We start from the raw sequence: 14,321 nt of genomic DNA, 5'->3' as shown, positions 1-14,321 counted from the left end.
ATAATAATTTTGTGCCAATTATATTAATAATAAACAAATATTTATGTGTAAATGCATAATTTTACGTTTCTAATACGCAACTTCATGTATTTATCACATTGTTACGATACAATATAAGTGTAATGGAAATGGTAGGGAACAATATTTTAAATTTTTAGAAAAGGGATAAAGTCAAATGAATGTAATTTTAATAATAGTTGATATCATCTTTTTCCTTGGTGCAGCCTTCAATGTGTATTGGCAGTCCCAAATTGAAATCAAGTCAATTTATAAGGTTTCATCGCTGATTTTTGCGGCTTTCATTGGGGCATGGCTACTTTTCTCACCAACAAATCAATTATCTTACATCATCATGGTTGCTTTATTCATGTTACTTAACATTATGAATGGTGTTGGAGGAATTGGTTCGAAGAAAATCGTCATCAATGGATTCTATTCGGGCGTTTTGGATTACTCGCAGATCATTCACGTAACTTTGATACCAATCGAGTTGCAAGGTAGTAAACCAAAAGTAGCAGTTATTTTTAACACGAAGAGACCACAACAAGTGGAAATGAATTTTAATACGTCATATAAAGAGATTCAAAAATTCTTAGATAAAAAGTTATCCAATGAAGTTTCAGTTGAAGTTGGACAAATATAGAAATGGAAGAGACCTCGTTTGAGGTCTTTTTTAGTTGGTAAATATGTCGTCTTCCACAAAAAATCTGTGGGCCGCTGGAACGTAGCGGACGCGACTTGAAGCTAATGATTTTTTGTTCCAGACTGGATTCTGCTTCTAAATTTAGAATTAAAAAACGACGTCTATTCAGGAATCTCAATTCACTTTAATTTTGTGGATTGATTAATCTGAATGGACGTCGTTTATTTTAATAGCCGTATCTTATATTTGATAATTGAGTTAATTTTTGTAATTTAGATTGTTGTTCTTCTGTTAATGAGATTTTGTTCTTATGAAGTGCGTTAGAAATTGATATGTTCATCCTACTTAAGATGTAGGGAACGGCTGATTCTCTTTTTTCTAGTTCATCTTTGAATTCGATTAGTACCTCTTGTAAAGGTTGTCTGTTGGCATCGGTATTTAAATTATTAAGTAAGTCATCGATGATAGCAATTGCTTCATCACCACGATCTTTGCCACCAGCAAACCAAGTTAGTTTAGCCATTTGTTTTGTCACCTCCTTTATAAGAAAAATAGGGTTGTCGATATTATATTCAATAATTGATGTGAAAGGATATTACTGTAAATATTCTTAGTTTTTTCGAAGATAGTTGTGAGGAAGGTGCTGGTATGGTAAATCGTATTTTCTGGCAATGCGGATTAACACGTATAAGATAGCTCCAAACATAATTAGTGTAAAGACGATATTGCCTGATTTTGAGACCATGGTTAAGGCATTTAGCTGTATAAATATCGGTAATAGTAAAAGGAGTATTAGTTGGATTATTTTTTGCGGCATGATATCTCCCTGTGTTGTTAAGAAATTTTAGAGCCAATTAAAGAGTGAACCAAGTCCCAAGATGATAAAAATGATTGCGAGTATAAATGAGAACCAAATTGCCATCGGTGAAAATGCTGATGTGGATTTGCCACCTGATGTTTTGAGAGTTTTGAAATAATTTATCGTTGCGAAAAACTGCCAGATACCAATAATAATGAATAGTGTGCTAAATATGTTTTTCATAATATTCACCCCGTATCATAATTGATTCTTTATACTGATAATCTTAACAACTGTGTGATTATTTAGAATTAAAATGTCTTGGATGGGGGGATTATATGTCTTGAAAGTGGTAAAAATAAAAGGGCTCAAGCGTGATTGCCCGAATCCTTTTTTCTTTAAATATTAGTGATGGATTGCAGTTTCTTTTTTAATTTAGTAGCTTTCCCCATAGAAAATTTTTTAGTGGTGCCATTCTTTAATAGAATTTGACGGGATGGAAAATCAATCTGTCTGATGTTGATTGGATTGATAAGACAGGAACGACTAATTCTAAATAAGAAAGTGTATTTCTTTTCTAAATCATTGAGTTTGCCATAGAATTCGTATTGACCATTATCGGATATAAAAATTAATTGGTGAGGAATTTTGGACGATTCGATTGAATAAACTTCATTTTGATTAAAATTAAATATTTGTGTTCCAATTTCAAAGACAAAGTTTTGCTGATGATATTCTAATGATTTTTTTATTAATTTTTCCACATAAGCAAGTGCGTCATAAATTTCGTCACGATAGGCTTCAAGGTCTTGTTGTTTCTCGATAAAACCAATGGCACCAACCTTTCGCTTGAGAGTTTCTGGTGCTAACTCCTCATGCGTAGTAGTAAAAATAATATTGGCTTCTACATCAAATTCTCGAATTCTTTTTGCCAAATCGATACCGTCAATTTTTGCTTGTAAGTCGATATCCAAAAAGTAAATTCCACGGTTAGGTTGGGATGTTCGTAAGTACTGAAGAATATCTCGAGGGCTTTGAGCGGTACGTTCAATTTCGAAGAAATTATTATGAAAGAGGAGATAGTTTTCAATCAGAGTATTGAGTTGTTTCAGCTCGATTGGATTATCTTCACAAATAATAATAGGATAACTCATTTTTTCCCTCCTGATTTTGTAATGGTAAATTGCATGCTGAACCAATTATTGCGGGTATTGTAGGAAACCAAAAGGTTTTTATACTTCTTTTTAATATCTTGGATGTTAATCATACCAAGCCCGTCATGATTCTTCTTGGAAGAAAAGCCATATTGTTCAATTTTAGAAACGGAAATGTGTTTGACAATAGTGTTCTTAATCGAGATTTCTAATTGTCCATCAGTGTTAATCAGGATAATTTGGATCTTGCCACTTGGTTGTTCTTTAACAGCTTCAATGGCATTATCAATACTAGCTCCCATTAGTCTTATGAGATCAAAAATATTAAGACGCACATTGTCGATATCACTTTTGCATTCAAAATAGCAGTCGATATTGTTAGATTTGATGGTTTTCAATTTACTGATCATAAGTGACTTAATATAGGGATTGGAGATGTATTCCAAATCTTTGAAGTCATCCATAGAAATGTTACTGAAGTATGTAGTCGAGTAACCCTCCAATTCTTTTAGTGAGCTTTTCAAGTCGTTGTTGTCATTGACGGTAGCAATTTCGTTTAAACTATTAAGAATGTTTTTGTAATCATGCCGAAATTTATGCATTTCTTTTTGGTCACTATCGAGTTGTTTAGTATAATCGCTTAAATTATCTAATTGTTCAGACATCAATTTCTTTTCGTAAATCTCTTTTTGACGGACATTCTCATGAATGAAAATGAAGGCAATGGCGATTCCTTGGACAATCAGAAAAATTAGAATACCTGTTGTTAAGTCTAAATAAGCTTTGAATTTTTGGATGAAATACATAAAGGCAAGTATGACCATAGAAGAATAGGTTAGAACTATGCTTAGGGATGGTGAACTGAAATTTTGAATGATACTATTCAACTTAAGCTTTTTAAAGATAAAAATGATTATTAGCAAAATAATAAGCTGAATCAAGAGCGTACCAGTTATTAATAATAAATCGTTTATTTTATAAACAAGATAGATTTTTGTAATAATAACGGAAGCAATTATTGAAGAAGTGAATTCGAATAGAAGTGCCAGCAATATGGAATTTACCAGGTAATATTTGTTAGAATTTTTGTTTCTTAAAGAGAAGTAAATGACTACTAGAAGCACTAAATAGACGGTGTCGTTGACAAATACGGCAATAAAAATGGCGGCAAAATAAAAGGCGGGAAGAAAGAGTATCTTTTTGTAAAGTGGAATTAATTTCATGTCATAAACAGAATTAAATGCTAAAAAATAAAAGAGATATGATATAAACATATTTAAAATAAACAATCGAGTATCCACAGTAATCAATGCTCATCACTCCCCCCCAGTGAAAAAAAGTATATTTATATCGTAACAATGAAAAGAGAAGTTGACCAATAACAAATTTTTCATTGAGGATGTTGATAACGGTATTTGAGGATGTTTTTCACAAAAAATCTGAAAACTGAATTAAAATTATTGTAAGAAGTGACCAAGAAAGGATTAATTATGCCTGATAAAAATGAAAAAGAAGAAGAGATTTTATTGAGTGAGCTTTATGATTTTGTTTTGAATCCTAATATTTCTGACGACGAACGTAAGATTGGACTCATGGCTAAAGCTGATTTGGAAAAGGGAAGATATACTGTAGCTGTCCTCAACCAAATAATTGTAAGTTTTCAACAGTTAGACTTAAAGAATAAAGGATTAACACCTGATGCTTCTCACTTTTATGATGTAGTAAATCCAATTTTGATCAAGATGAAACCTATTGGAACTAACTTGGGATATATAGGTTTTAACAGTAGTTATTTAAGTTAAGAATTGGGGGATATAAATGTTAAAAAGTCGGGAATCGCAACTAAACTATTTAATAACTTCATCATTGAACGATGAAGCTGTACAAAATAATGAAGAATTAACTGAAATTTTACGTAACGCACAATTCAAGTTAGGTAAAGGCGATGCTGAAAATATAGTGGCAACTAAATTGGAACATGCAATTAGTACTTATACATTTACGCATGGTTTAAAAGCGCCTAAATCAATTGTTGAACTATCAAAATTTTTGCAAAATGATGCTAACAAATATAAAGGATTTATGTCGATACTGACTTGGTTCGCTAACTAAATTACACACGGGGAGAGATGTCTATGCTAGATATAAAAACAACGAAGAAAGTTATTCACGAGTTATATGACGCTTTACATGAGCATCCAGATCAATCACCATATTTATTGAATATCACGGATGTATTAAGTCAGGTTTATATGAAATTGGATACAGTTGATAATCCTGAAGCTTGGTTAAGCAGACTGGTAAATTACATATATATGGAAGCTTTCGGTCGAGTTCATTTTTCTAGGGAAGAAGATAATCTTTTGATTGAGTTGGGCGACCTCTCAAAGAGATCGGGACTCAATGGTAGAAATCGAGCAAACTTTAATGATAAATCTCAATTTTACGGTTTGTTTGAAAAAATGCCTCGTCGTTAATGGATAGTAAAAATACTCTTAAAGTTAATAGACCTGTGTCTGATGACTTTAAGAGTATTTTTTGTTATTGGTTTGAAAGTCTGATTCTAATAGGCAGTTCCCACTTTGATTTGTTATCAATGCTTAAGATATTGAAGGCAATGATGGAAAAGATAAGCATATATATAAGGGAGATAACGATAGAATATTTATATTGGGACGGAGAATTATTGACTATCTGTCCGTTTCCAATAGTTCCAGTGAAATCTATGAAGAAATGTAGTAAGAAAGATAGCAAAATACTTCCCTTACGTATATATACGGCGCCAAATAGACAACCCATTCCAAATGTTTCAAATACTTGCATTATAGTCATGGTCAAATTCTGTGAATGAATATTTCCGATATGATAAAGGGCAAAAAAGATACTAGATATAATTAAACAGAATAGTAACTTTCTTTTGTCCATATTTTTATTGTTATCATTTAAGAGACTACCTAGGACTATGCCTCTGAATAAGCATTCTTCGGGGATTGCTGCACATAATCCAATAAGTAACGAAATAAAAAGGTGATTGGTATTAGATATTGATGACAATATTGAAATCAATATGAGCGTTATTGAAAATATTTTAGTATTCTTACCAACTGATAATTTAAAGTAGATTTTCTGACGAAATATCAAATTATTTAGAATTAGTCCAAATATAAGTTCAACCAGTTTAAATGCAATTATATGTTGCCAATTATCTATTTTGAAATAATCAAAAATTGGTCTGGATATAAAATTGTCGAATATTACTAATAGTACAAAAAAGATTATTTGTTTTTTAGGGAACCTTATTGTGTTTGTCATAATTCACTACCAATCTAATTAAGTTGTTTAATAATTGTGTGATAACTCTAGCTACTGGGTTGCTAAATAGTTTAGGAGTGGAAGAATGCTGGACCATTTATTACAGTAGAAATTTGTTGCCAAAATGACTTGTGTTCTACAGAGTTAATCTCATGTATAATCTTATTTTGCTCAGGACTGAAGTGGTATGTCTTCTTTAGAGCAGCCTGCTGTAATGCGTTATTTAAAGTAATAAGGGCATCGTGAATTTCGTTATAATTTTTACTGACGTTATCGGACTTATTTATTTGAAGGTATACTTTTTGAATTGTGGACTTGAGATTGTCCGCATTGGGAGGTAGAGATGAATTTAGTTCTTTGAGTAATTTGTTTAATGATTTTATTTCGTTGATCTTTTGAGATTTACGCATGGAATCCTTTCTATAGTAATTATTTATAATATCGAAATGAATCCAATTATATTTAAAATAATATGCATGAGTATTGGATACATTAAATTATCATCTGAGTATTCGTATATGATAGCGAAGAAAATCAAATCAGAATATTGTAGGAAAGAAATATTTTGTATGTCTCTCAATTTGTTAATATGAAATATCATAAATAGAATTGTTGTGATTACGATGCTAATAATGGCGATTGCTTTTCTATTTAAATTGAATCGTGAGAGGAATCCTTTGAGTAGTGTATGTTGAATAAAATATTGAAAAATTACCTCTTCTACTATTGGGCCGGTAATAGCGATAAGAATGAATAGTATTAAGACGCCAATAGAACCACTGGAATGTACGCCTTTCTCTAATCCGCTTTGATTACTTGGATTTGCTGGAATGATATTTTGAATTATGATTTGATAGGCCAAATCTAGAACCACAAATATTGGAATAATGTATATGGCTTTAAAACTTCTAAATAGATGATTCAAATCATCTTTGAAATTACTTCTTAATAGATAGATCAAAGATATGCATATAAGAATATGAAGTGCTGTGAATATCAAACTTGAAGTAGTTTGACTTAAAAATTGCTCTAATATCTTCAGAAGAAATTCTGTGACAAACATATATATAAGTATTATCGGAAAAACTCTGTAATTTACTTTATTCATATTAATTGCTAACCCCGTGTTCTTTTTTGATAAAAAGGAAGATAGGTTTAATTATAGTAGAAATAATAATCCTTTGATTTAAAAGGATATTAACGTTGGGAAAAGCCGTATAAACGTGAGAAATATTTGGCATGATTTATAATATAGTTAGAAGTTAAAGATTGGGGATGTGAGTATGGAGAATCAAGAATTGTTCGATCTAATCGATACGGCATATAATGAGGATCTTTCTGAGCAACCTAAAGAGTACAAGGATTCACTTTTGAAAGCTGCTCAAAAGTTGTTAGCTGGTGGAAAAGAAGTTGAGGTATGTGCCGATATTTACCAAAGTTGCCACGACAATTACATTGTTCCTATGGGATTGCCTAGGAATAATCGAGCACTGTATCAATATATAAAGGATAAGTTACATAACCCTAGTGAAAAAGAAATGCGTGATTTGAATCTGGGTTATGGATTGATTTCAACCAATATTACTTTCGGTTCAATAAATTAAAAAGCAAACCTGTTGAGGCTTGCTTTTTTTGTACAATTCGTAATTAGAAATAATTTAATATGGTTGCTTGAATTCTAATTATCCAGTAGTAGAATATATAATTAAATCAAGATGATGTTTATATATTGGTATTTGTGGGGTATTGATTATTAAATGTTTTTAATACTTGATTGCTAAGTGAAGCAAAATATCTCTCGTTATGATATTTGGAAAAGGGGAACTATGGCAAATTTATCGTTACGTTTCACTTCTAAAGGGAAGATGATTTTGTACTTTCTACTATCGATTGTGTATGCTTTTGGAAATGTGGTCATCGCTTATATTACTAAGATCATGTTGAACATGGCACAATATCGGCAAGGAAGTGTCAAACAATTAATAACAGTCGCAGCAAGTGGTGCTTTAGCAATTATTCTAATTATGTTTTTCAATTTTGCCTATCGTTACCTCAAATTTGATATTGTCAAAGACATCAATGTACATTTGAAAGCAAAGACAATGGCCTACCTGATTGAACAACAGGATGATTCGCAAAAAGATGGTCTGAGTCTGATGACGAATGACGTTAAACAAATTGAAACTTTAAAAATATTGAACGAATTAACCATAATTACTGAATTCATGTCTTTTGTAGTCTCAGTCACAGTTGGTTTACTTAATTCTTGGATTTTAACATTACTATTCATCGTTACAACGGTAATTCCAGGCTTTGTTCAGAAATTCTTTACCAAAAAGATTCAATCCAAATCAGAAGCTTGGGAAAAGGCTAATGCTAGTTATACCCAGAATGTCAGCGATGGTTTAAATGGTGCCGCAACTGCTGATCTGTATGATGTTCAAATCCCAATCGTCGGTAGAGTCGTTGATGGTGCTAAGAGAATGGAAAATGCGCTTAAGAGTTTGAATTATACTCAAGCCGTAGCGGGTGAAATTATTATGGCCGTAGCGGAGATTTTTAGTTTTATTATTCCTTTCTTAGTCGGTGCCATTTTGATGTTCCAAGGTCATATCGGTGCTGGTACTTTGGTCATGATTGTTCAGCTTTCCAATGATTTTGTTAATCCAGTTATCAATATTTTTCAACAGATTAATTCAATTCAATCAACTAAACCCATGTGGGATAAAGTTGAGAAAGCTTTGAAATTTGATGAAGCAAAACCTGTATCAGTTAATAATACGAAGTTTACAGGATTGGATGTTGATAATCTAACTTATAAACTTAAAGATAAGACTTTATTCTCGGATTTGGGACTTTCAGTACATCCGAATGAAAAAGTTTTATTGATGGCACCTAGTGGTTGGGGGAAAACGACTCTTTTGAGATTAATACTGGGTAAACTCAAACCTAACGATGGAAAAATTTATATTGATAAAATGGACGTAACAGGTGATTGGCAAAAGGCTCATGACAGTTTCAGCTATGTAAATCAGAAACCATTCATTTTTGATGATACGTTGAAATTCAATATTTCTTTGGGGAGAAAAGTAACTGATTCTGAAATGGAAGAAGTGGTTGAAAAATCAGGATTATTTAGTTTAGTTGGGGAAAAAGGATGGGATTATCAAGTTGGTGAAAATGGAGCCAATCTTTCTGGTGGTCAGATTCAAAGAATTGAGATTGCACGAGCATTACTTTCTAAACGACCAATTCTGTTGGCAGATGAAGCAACTAGTGCTTTGGATCCAGAATTATCATTGGCAATCCACAATACAATATTGAAAAATCCTCAAATTGCGGTTATTGAAGTTGCACATAAAATTTCTGAACAAGAGAAGTCTATGTTTGATCGTATAATTCAATTTGAGTGATAAAAATCTTTTGTGTTTAAAACAAATAATAGCAGGTAATCAAATTACGGTTCTTTCTTAAATTTGGTTGTAGCTAAATACCAACTAATATGGTTGAAATATGCCGTCGTCCGCAAAAAATCTGTGGGCCACTGGAACGTGGTGGACACGACTTCAAGCTAATAATTCCGCACTTTGTGCGAAATCATGGATCTTGAAGCTCGGTCTTTTACTAACCTTGCTACGCAAGCTAAGTAAAATTGCACCACTGAGGGCCCACAAATTTTTTACTACCGACTGGTTCCTTAGTTCTAGTATTATGGATATTTTAGTATTTTTAATCTACGAATATAGAAATTAAATCAAAAGAACGGCCTCAATTAAGTATTCAAGATATATCTTCTACTTGAATTTCTTAATTGAGGCCGTTTCGTCTTATTAGACTAAATTATTTTTCTTTTTTATTAAAGAATGTTTGTGATAGCTGATACTTCATCACTACTGAAATCAAGATTATCTAGTGCTTTGAGGTTGTCATCTAAATGATCAACGTTGGTTATTCCAATGATGACACTGGCAACAACAGGATCTCTTAATAACCATGCTAGTGCTAATTGACTAAGCGTTTGGTTACGACTTTGAGCGATGTCGTTAAGCTTATTTAGTTTTTTAACTAGAGCATCTTTACCATCTGCGAAGAGTTCTTCGTTAGTAGGATGAATCTTGAAGCTTTCGGGAATACCGTTAAGATATCTATCTGACAATAATCCTTCGGATAGAGGTCCATAAGCGATAGCACCGGCACCAGCATCTTTAAGGACATCGATTAGACCACTATCTTCAACATGATGATTCAAGATATTCATACTCATTTGATCCAAAACAAATGGTGTGCCTAATTCTTTAAACATCTTAATAGCTTGTTTCATTTCAGGAACTTCGAAATTGGAAACTCCAACATATAGAGCTTTACCAGATTTGACAATATCATCTAAGGCTCTGACGGTTTCTTCGACTGGAGTTGTATCGTCATAACGGTGAGCGTAGAAAATATCAACATAGTCTAATTGAAGTCTTTCTAGGGAACCATCAATGTCTTGTAACAATGATTTTCTTGAAGTCCCAACACCATAAGGGCCATCGTGTATTTCATAACCGGCCTTAGTTGAGATAACTAATTCGTCACGGTATGGTTTCAAGTCACTGTTTAAGATTTGTCCCAACAATGTCTCGGAACTGCCTAAACCATCTTTAGTGCCGTCGCCATAATGGTTAGCAACATCGAAATGGAAAACACCTTTGTCAAAGGCATGCAAAATAACTTGTTTACGTTCGCTCAATGGATCAGCACTACTGAAGTGATGCCAGAGTCCAAGTGAGATTGGTGGCAACATCAAACCAGTTTTACCAGCATGACGAATATGTTTTCCTTGATAACGACTATCTGAAGCTTTAAACATAGAATCATCCTTTCGTAAAAAAACTCATTAGCTCAATAATATGTCACTGGAAACGTTTACGCAAATTTCGATTATACAATCTTTAAACATCTTTTTGATAACTTGATTGAGGAGGTGGTGGAGAAGGTTGAAAAAAATTAGTATTTCTTTGATATTTTTATTGATAATTATTTTAGCTATAAATATTACAAAGTTTAATGGAACCAAAGAAGCAAATAAAAGTGAGAATTCTGAAGAGTTGGTTAAGAACGAAGTCCAATGGAAGAGGTTAACTAAAGATATTCCTCAGATTGCTTATCATGATAATTTGTCCTTGTTAGAAAAGATACAGATGAATTATGAGAATCCTAAAGATGGTCATAGTTCAAAGTATGAGGATAAGTTTTCGTTGAAAGATCATTTTTACACTGGTAATCCAACTATTTTTGAAGGAGTGATATTAAATTTAGAGCCTATGTCAGAAATGGTTGAGACGAAAGCAACTATATTGGTTAAAAAAGTGTGGCATGGCGACCAGTCAGTCAAAAATAAGCGTATTTACACTGTCTTTAGAAGCGGTATAACAAAGGCCAAATATGCTTTTAGCAGTATTGAAGGTGAATACTTGAATAAAAAATTCGATCCGGACCAAAAAGTATTAATGGTTCGAAAAGATATTCCTGTTCCTAAGATAGGAAGTGTGATAATTGGTTCTTTTAAATCCTTCAAGATGACTAGTGAGGCTTATGATTCAACTCGTCAAAGTATTTATGGTAATAAGTATGGAATCAAATTTGATCAATTCTATCTATTGAAGAATCCAAGAACTAATTTGTGGGTTAAAGATAAGAAACGATTTGTTTTGAATAATCCTGAATTTAAAAAGCTAAAGGATAATATTGAATTTAAGAATCTTTATGCGTTGACCGATTACTGGAATGAGTAAAAAACTCTCAGCCGAAAAGTTGAGAGTTTTTTAATTAATAATCAAATCACGACGTCGATAACCTAAGTAACCAATAATGATTAAAATAACTGCTATTGATAACTGCCACCAAAAGGTAGTGGGATCAAAGTTCTTAACGGGAACTTTAGTGATATATCCAAAAGGTGTTAATTTATTTAACCAGTCGGGCAATTTGAGCAGTTTTCCAAAGTATTGAACGAAGAAAGCCGCAATCAAATATCCGTAATTTAAAGTGATGAGTTTTGGCAGCCAACCGACTAAGCAGGTTGATATTCCGAGAAAAATCATAATTGGAGGAGTGTAACCCCAGAATCCACGCATGAAAATATACCAGACTAAGTGTTGCTTCATAACGGCGTTACCACTGGCATAGAGACCGTAGTTTCCAGCTAGAAAGATCAGCAAACTAGTAATTGTAGCAAGCAAGATGGTTGAAGCATAGAGTTTGAGACGACTGGTTGATGTTGAATGGATAATTTCTAAGTATCCTTTGTTCTCTCCAGTCTTGAGATAGTTGATCAAAGATATTCCCGGAATTAAAGCAAGAACAGCGAAGACAATCATTAGAATCGATAGGAACTGCTTAATGATTAAGATATTGGCCGCATTGATAGCCTTAGTATCAAGTAATTGTTTGAACATGGGATTGGTTTTGACAATATCCCCGATAGTGTTGAAAACTGAACCATAGCTAGCACCCAAGATCATCACACCAAAGAACCAAACTAAGATGTTCAGTCGATTTAAACGCCAAAGTAGGGAAAACGGTCCGCGCAATAAGACACTGGCTTCCTTTCTTTCAGGTTTAGTGGCAATTAATCCTGAACCAATATCACGATGCCCATTAAGTGTGAAGGCAATCAATATTAGAAAAATCGATAGTAGTAACATTAAGAAAACTGGGAGCCAATTATTATCTTTGTAAGTTGAGAATTTTTCTACCCAACCCATAGGAACGTACCAAGTGTAACTAGGCTTAGTCACATCCGTGATCATTCGTAGAAGGTACATGAGACCAAAAACTATATAGGAGAGGATGGTTGCCGTTCGTGCATTATCCGTCAATTGGGATATTACAGCAGCAATACTGGTAAACATAAAACCACAAGCACCCAATCCTAGTCCTAAAAGAAAATTACCGTTAGTATCGGTTCCATTCAGATTGGCAAACTCCAGCCCCAAGGCATAAACCAAACCAATTCCAAAATTCAAAATAAAGCTTTCTAGTAAAGTTGCTGAAAGATTAGACAAGCGACCAACGGAATGGGCCTGAATCATTTCTAGAATGCCGTTTTCCTCTTCACCACGAGTATTACGAATAACGAAGTAGTAGTTCATGATGGCAGTAACGATAGCCATAAAGACAGTCATTTCTGAAGCAAAGACATCGGCAGTCGTATAAGGACCAGCTGGCATTTTACCAAAGAGTGAGATCATAGCGGGTGATTTCAGAGTCTTGATTATTTGATCAATTGAGGACTTATTACCATAGAGGTTAGTGAATTTACTAGCTACGCCAACGAACAATCCAATAAGGATGATGGCCCAAAGTATAAGTTTCACCCAATCACGTTTTAAGTTGAATCGAGTAAGAAAAAGCGTTTTTTGAAATTTATCATTTGGCATTATCTGACACCTCATTCGAGTCATAATAACGGAGGAATAAGTCTTCAAGAGTAGGTGGAGTTGCTTGTAATGAAAGAATCTGTTTTTGAGCTAAGTAGTTCATGATGTTATCAAGTTCTTCTGAATCAACCGCCAAAGTTGTAACGCCGTTATTATCAAAATTCACATTGTGAACTCCCGTTAGGTTTTGAATATCGGGTATAGCTGCTTTGGTTTGAACTTTAATAATGGTTCTAGTTAGATGTCTCATTTGTTCCAAAGTACCGGTCTCAACAATTTTGCCTTCTCGGATGATACCGATACGATCACACATTTTCTCCACTTCAGAGAGAATGTGGCTGGATAAAAGAACTGCTTTGCCCTTAGTTTTTAACTGGAGAACCTCTTTTTGAAAGATTTCTTCGTTTAAAGGATCAAGACCACTCGTCGGTTCATCGAAGATATAGAAATCAGCATCAGTTGAGAATGCAGCAATTAACGCTACTTTTTGACGATTCCCTTTAGAATAAGTACGTGCTTTCTTAGTTGGATCTAATTGGAAGGATTTAATCAATTGGTCAGTTTTTGCCGAATGTTTAGTGTGGCTTAATTTTAAAAAAAGATCGATAATTTCACCACCACTGAGATTAGGCCAAAGATAAACATCGCCAGGAACATAGGCAAGTCGACGGTGAATGGCAACGGCATCTTTGAATACATATCCTGTTCAAAAATAGTAGCCTTGCCACCACTAGCGCGTAGAATACCTAATAAAGTACGAATGGTAGTCGACTTGCCAGCTCCATTTGGACCAATGAAGCCAAATACTTCTCCCGGATAGATGTCGAAAGTAATATCTTTTAAGGCCTCAAATTTACCAAATTTCTTTTGAAGATGTTCAATATGTAAAGTAGGAATTTTTGCATTATCCATAATAATTACCCCTAAAAATGAAATATATATTCCTGAATAGTTCATTATTTATCGAGTATATTAGAGCCAGAAAATAA

15 protein-coding genes and 1 pseudogene are annotated in these 14,321 nt (G+C 33.4%); 7 read left to right on the top strand and 9 right to left on the bottom strand.

All coding sequences use genetic code 11. The features are described from left to right. Positions 1-175 precede the first annotated feature (175 nt). Positions 176-643, top strand: a complete 468-nt coding sequence (locus LKACC16343_RS06830; protein WP_056954750.1) for a hypothetical protein — start codon at positions 176-178, stop codon at positions 641-643. A 226-nt stretch (positions 644-869) separates the two neighbouring features. Here the strand turns inward: LKACC16343_RS06830 and LKACC16343_RS06825 are convergent, their stop codons facing one another. From LKACC16343_RS06825 to LKACC16343_RS06815, 3 genes are all read right to left on the bottom strand, one after another. After that, positions 870-1,166, bottom strand: coding sequence for a bacteriocin immunity protein (locus LKACC16343_RS06825; RefSeq protein ID WP_056954748.1), 297 nt, complete (start codon positions 1,164-1,166; stop codon positions 870-872). Positions 1,167-1,840: 674 nt separating this feature from the next. Continuing rightward, the gene (locus LKACC16343_RS06820) at positions 1,841-2,596 is read right to left on the bottom strand and encodes a LytR/AlgR family response regulator transcription factor (RefSeq protein WP_056954746.1); all 756 of its coding nucleotides are present in this window, start codon (positions 2,594-2,596) and stop codon (positions 1,841-1,843) included. Next, on the bottom strand, positions 2,593-3,483 hold the full coding sequence (locus LKACC16343_RS06815) for a sensor histidine kinase (protein ID WP_158106612.1): 891 nt from the start codon (positions 3,481-3,483) through the stop codon (positions 2,593-2,595). The genes LKACC16343_RS06820 and LKACC16343_RS06815 overlap by 4 nt, the downstream gene beginning before the upstream one ends. A 600-nt stretch (positions 3,484-4,083) precedes the next feature. On the opposite strand from LKACC16343_RS06815, the gene LKACC16343_RS06810 reads away from it, so the two are divergent. From LKACC16343_RS06810 to LKACC16343_RS06800, 3 genes are read left to right on the top strand one after another with little or no spacing between them, the layout of a single operon-like run. After that, complete coding sequence (locus LKACC16343_RS06810) at positions 4,084-4,398, top strand: bacteriocin immunity family protein (RefSeq protein ID WP_054642900.1); 315 nt, start codon at positions 4,084-4,086, stop codon at positions 4,396-4,398. Positions 4,399-4,414: 16 nt separating this feature from the next. Beyond that, a complete protein-coding gene (locus LKACC16343_RS06805) occupies positions 4,415-4,708 on the top strand; it encodes a bacteriocin immunity protein (protein WP_056954743.1) in 294 nt (97 codons plus the stop codon). Positions 4,709-4,731: 23 nt separating this feature from the next. Then, a complete protein-coding gene (locus tag LKACC16343_RS06800) occupies positions 4,732-5,073 on the top strand; it encodes a bacteriocin immunity protein (protein WP_056954741.1) in 342 nt (113 codons plus the stop codon). A 64-nt stretch (positions 5,074-5,137) separates the two neighbouring features. Here the strand turns inward: LKACC16343_RS06800 and LKACC16343_RS14705 are convergent, their stop codons facing one another. The 3 genes from LKACC16343_RS14705 to LKACC16343_RS14700 form a co-directional block, all read right to left on the bottom strand. Further along, positions 5,138-5,908, bottom strand: a complete 771-nt coding sequence (locus LKACC16343_RS14705; RefSeq protein WP_056954739.1) for a CPBP family intramembrane glutamic endopeptidase — start codon at positions 5,906-5,908, stop codon at positions 5,138-5,140. Positions 5,909-5,979: 71 nt separating this feature from the next. Continuing rightward, on the bottom strand, positions 5,980-6,318 hold the full coding sequence (locus tag LKACC16343_RS06790) for a bacteriocin immunity protein (protein ID WP_056954738.1): 339 nt from the start codon (positions 6,316-6,318) through the stop codon (positions 5,980-5,982). 23 nt (positions 6,319-6,341) lie between these two features. Beyond that, the gene (locus LKACC16343_RS14700) at positions 6,342-6,971 is read right to left on the bottom strand and encodes a CPBP family intramembrane glutamic endopeptidase (RefSeq protein WP_420838536.1); all 630 of its coding nucleotides are present in this window, start codon (positions 6,969-6,971) and stop codon (positions 6,342-6,344) included. A 220-nt stretch (positions 6,972-7,191) separates the two neighbouring features. On the opposite strand from LKACC16343_RS14700, the gene LKACC16343_RS06780 reads away from it, so the two are divergent. Both LKACC16343_RS06780 and LKACC16343_RS06775 read left to right on the top strand, forming a co-directional pair. Continuing rightward, positions 7,192-7,512 (top strand): bacteriocin immunity family protein, encoded by a 321-nt coding sequence (locus LKACC16343_RS06780; RefSeq protein ID WP_082604605.1) that lies wholly within the window; start codon positions 7,192-7,194, stop codon positions 7,510-7,512. A 222-nt stretch (positions 7,513-7,734) separates the two neighbouring features. Next, a complete protein-coding gene (locus tag LKACC16343_RS06775; protein WP_056954733.1) occupies positions 7,735-9,321 on the top strand; it encodes an ATP-binding cassette domain-containing protein in 1,587 nt (528 codons plus the stop codon). A gap of 443 nt (positions 9,322-9,764) precedes the next feature. Here the strand turns inward: LKACC16343_RS06775 and LKACC16343_RS06770 are convergent, their stop codons facing one another. Continuing rightward, entirely contained in the window at positions 9,765-10,760 is a 996-nt protein-coding gene (locus LKACC16343_RS06770; protein WP_056954731.1) for an aldo/keto reductase, read from the bottom strand. A gap of 127 nt (positions 10,761-10,887) precedes the next feature. Here LKACC16343_RS06770 and LKACC16343_RS06765 point away from each other — a divergent pair, with 127 nt between their 5' ends. Continuing rightward, positions 10,888-11,685, top strand: a complete 798-nt coding sequence (locus LKACC16343_RS06765; protein ID WP_056954729.1) for a hypothetical protein — start codon at positions 10,888-10,890, stop codon at positions 11,683-11,685. Positions 11,686-11,715: 30 nt separating this feature from the next. Here LKACC16343_RS06765 and LKACC16343_RS06760 read toward each other — a convergent pair whose 3' ends face one another. Together LKACC16343_RS06760 and LKACC16343_RS06755 are read right to left on the bottom strand one after the other, a co-directional pair. Continuing rightward, entirely contained in the window at positions 11,716-13,332 is a 1,617-nt protein-coding gene (locus LKACC16343_RS06760; protein ID WP_056954727.1) for an ABC transporter permease, read from the bottom strand. Then, positions 13,322-14,244 (bottom strand): annotated as a pseudogene (locus tag LKACC16343_RS06755) (ABC transporter ATP-binding protein). Before LKACC16343_RS06755 ends, LKACC16343_RS06760 begins: the two are co-directional and overlap by 11 nt. Positions 14,245-14,321 lie beyond the last annotated feature (77 nt).

It is taken from the genome of Companilactobacillus bobalius (genome assembly GCF_002179915.1).
Lineage (GTDB): Bacteria > Bacillota > Bacilli > Lactobacillales > Lactobacillaceae > Companilactobacillus > Companilactobacillus bobalius.
The sequence above is the reverse complement of the archived record's forward strand: the minus strand, read 5'-3'. Positions and strand labels throughout refer to the sequence as shown.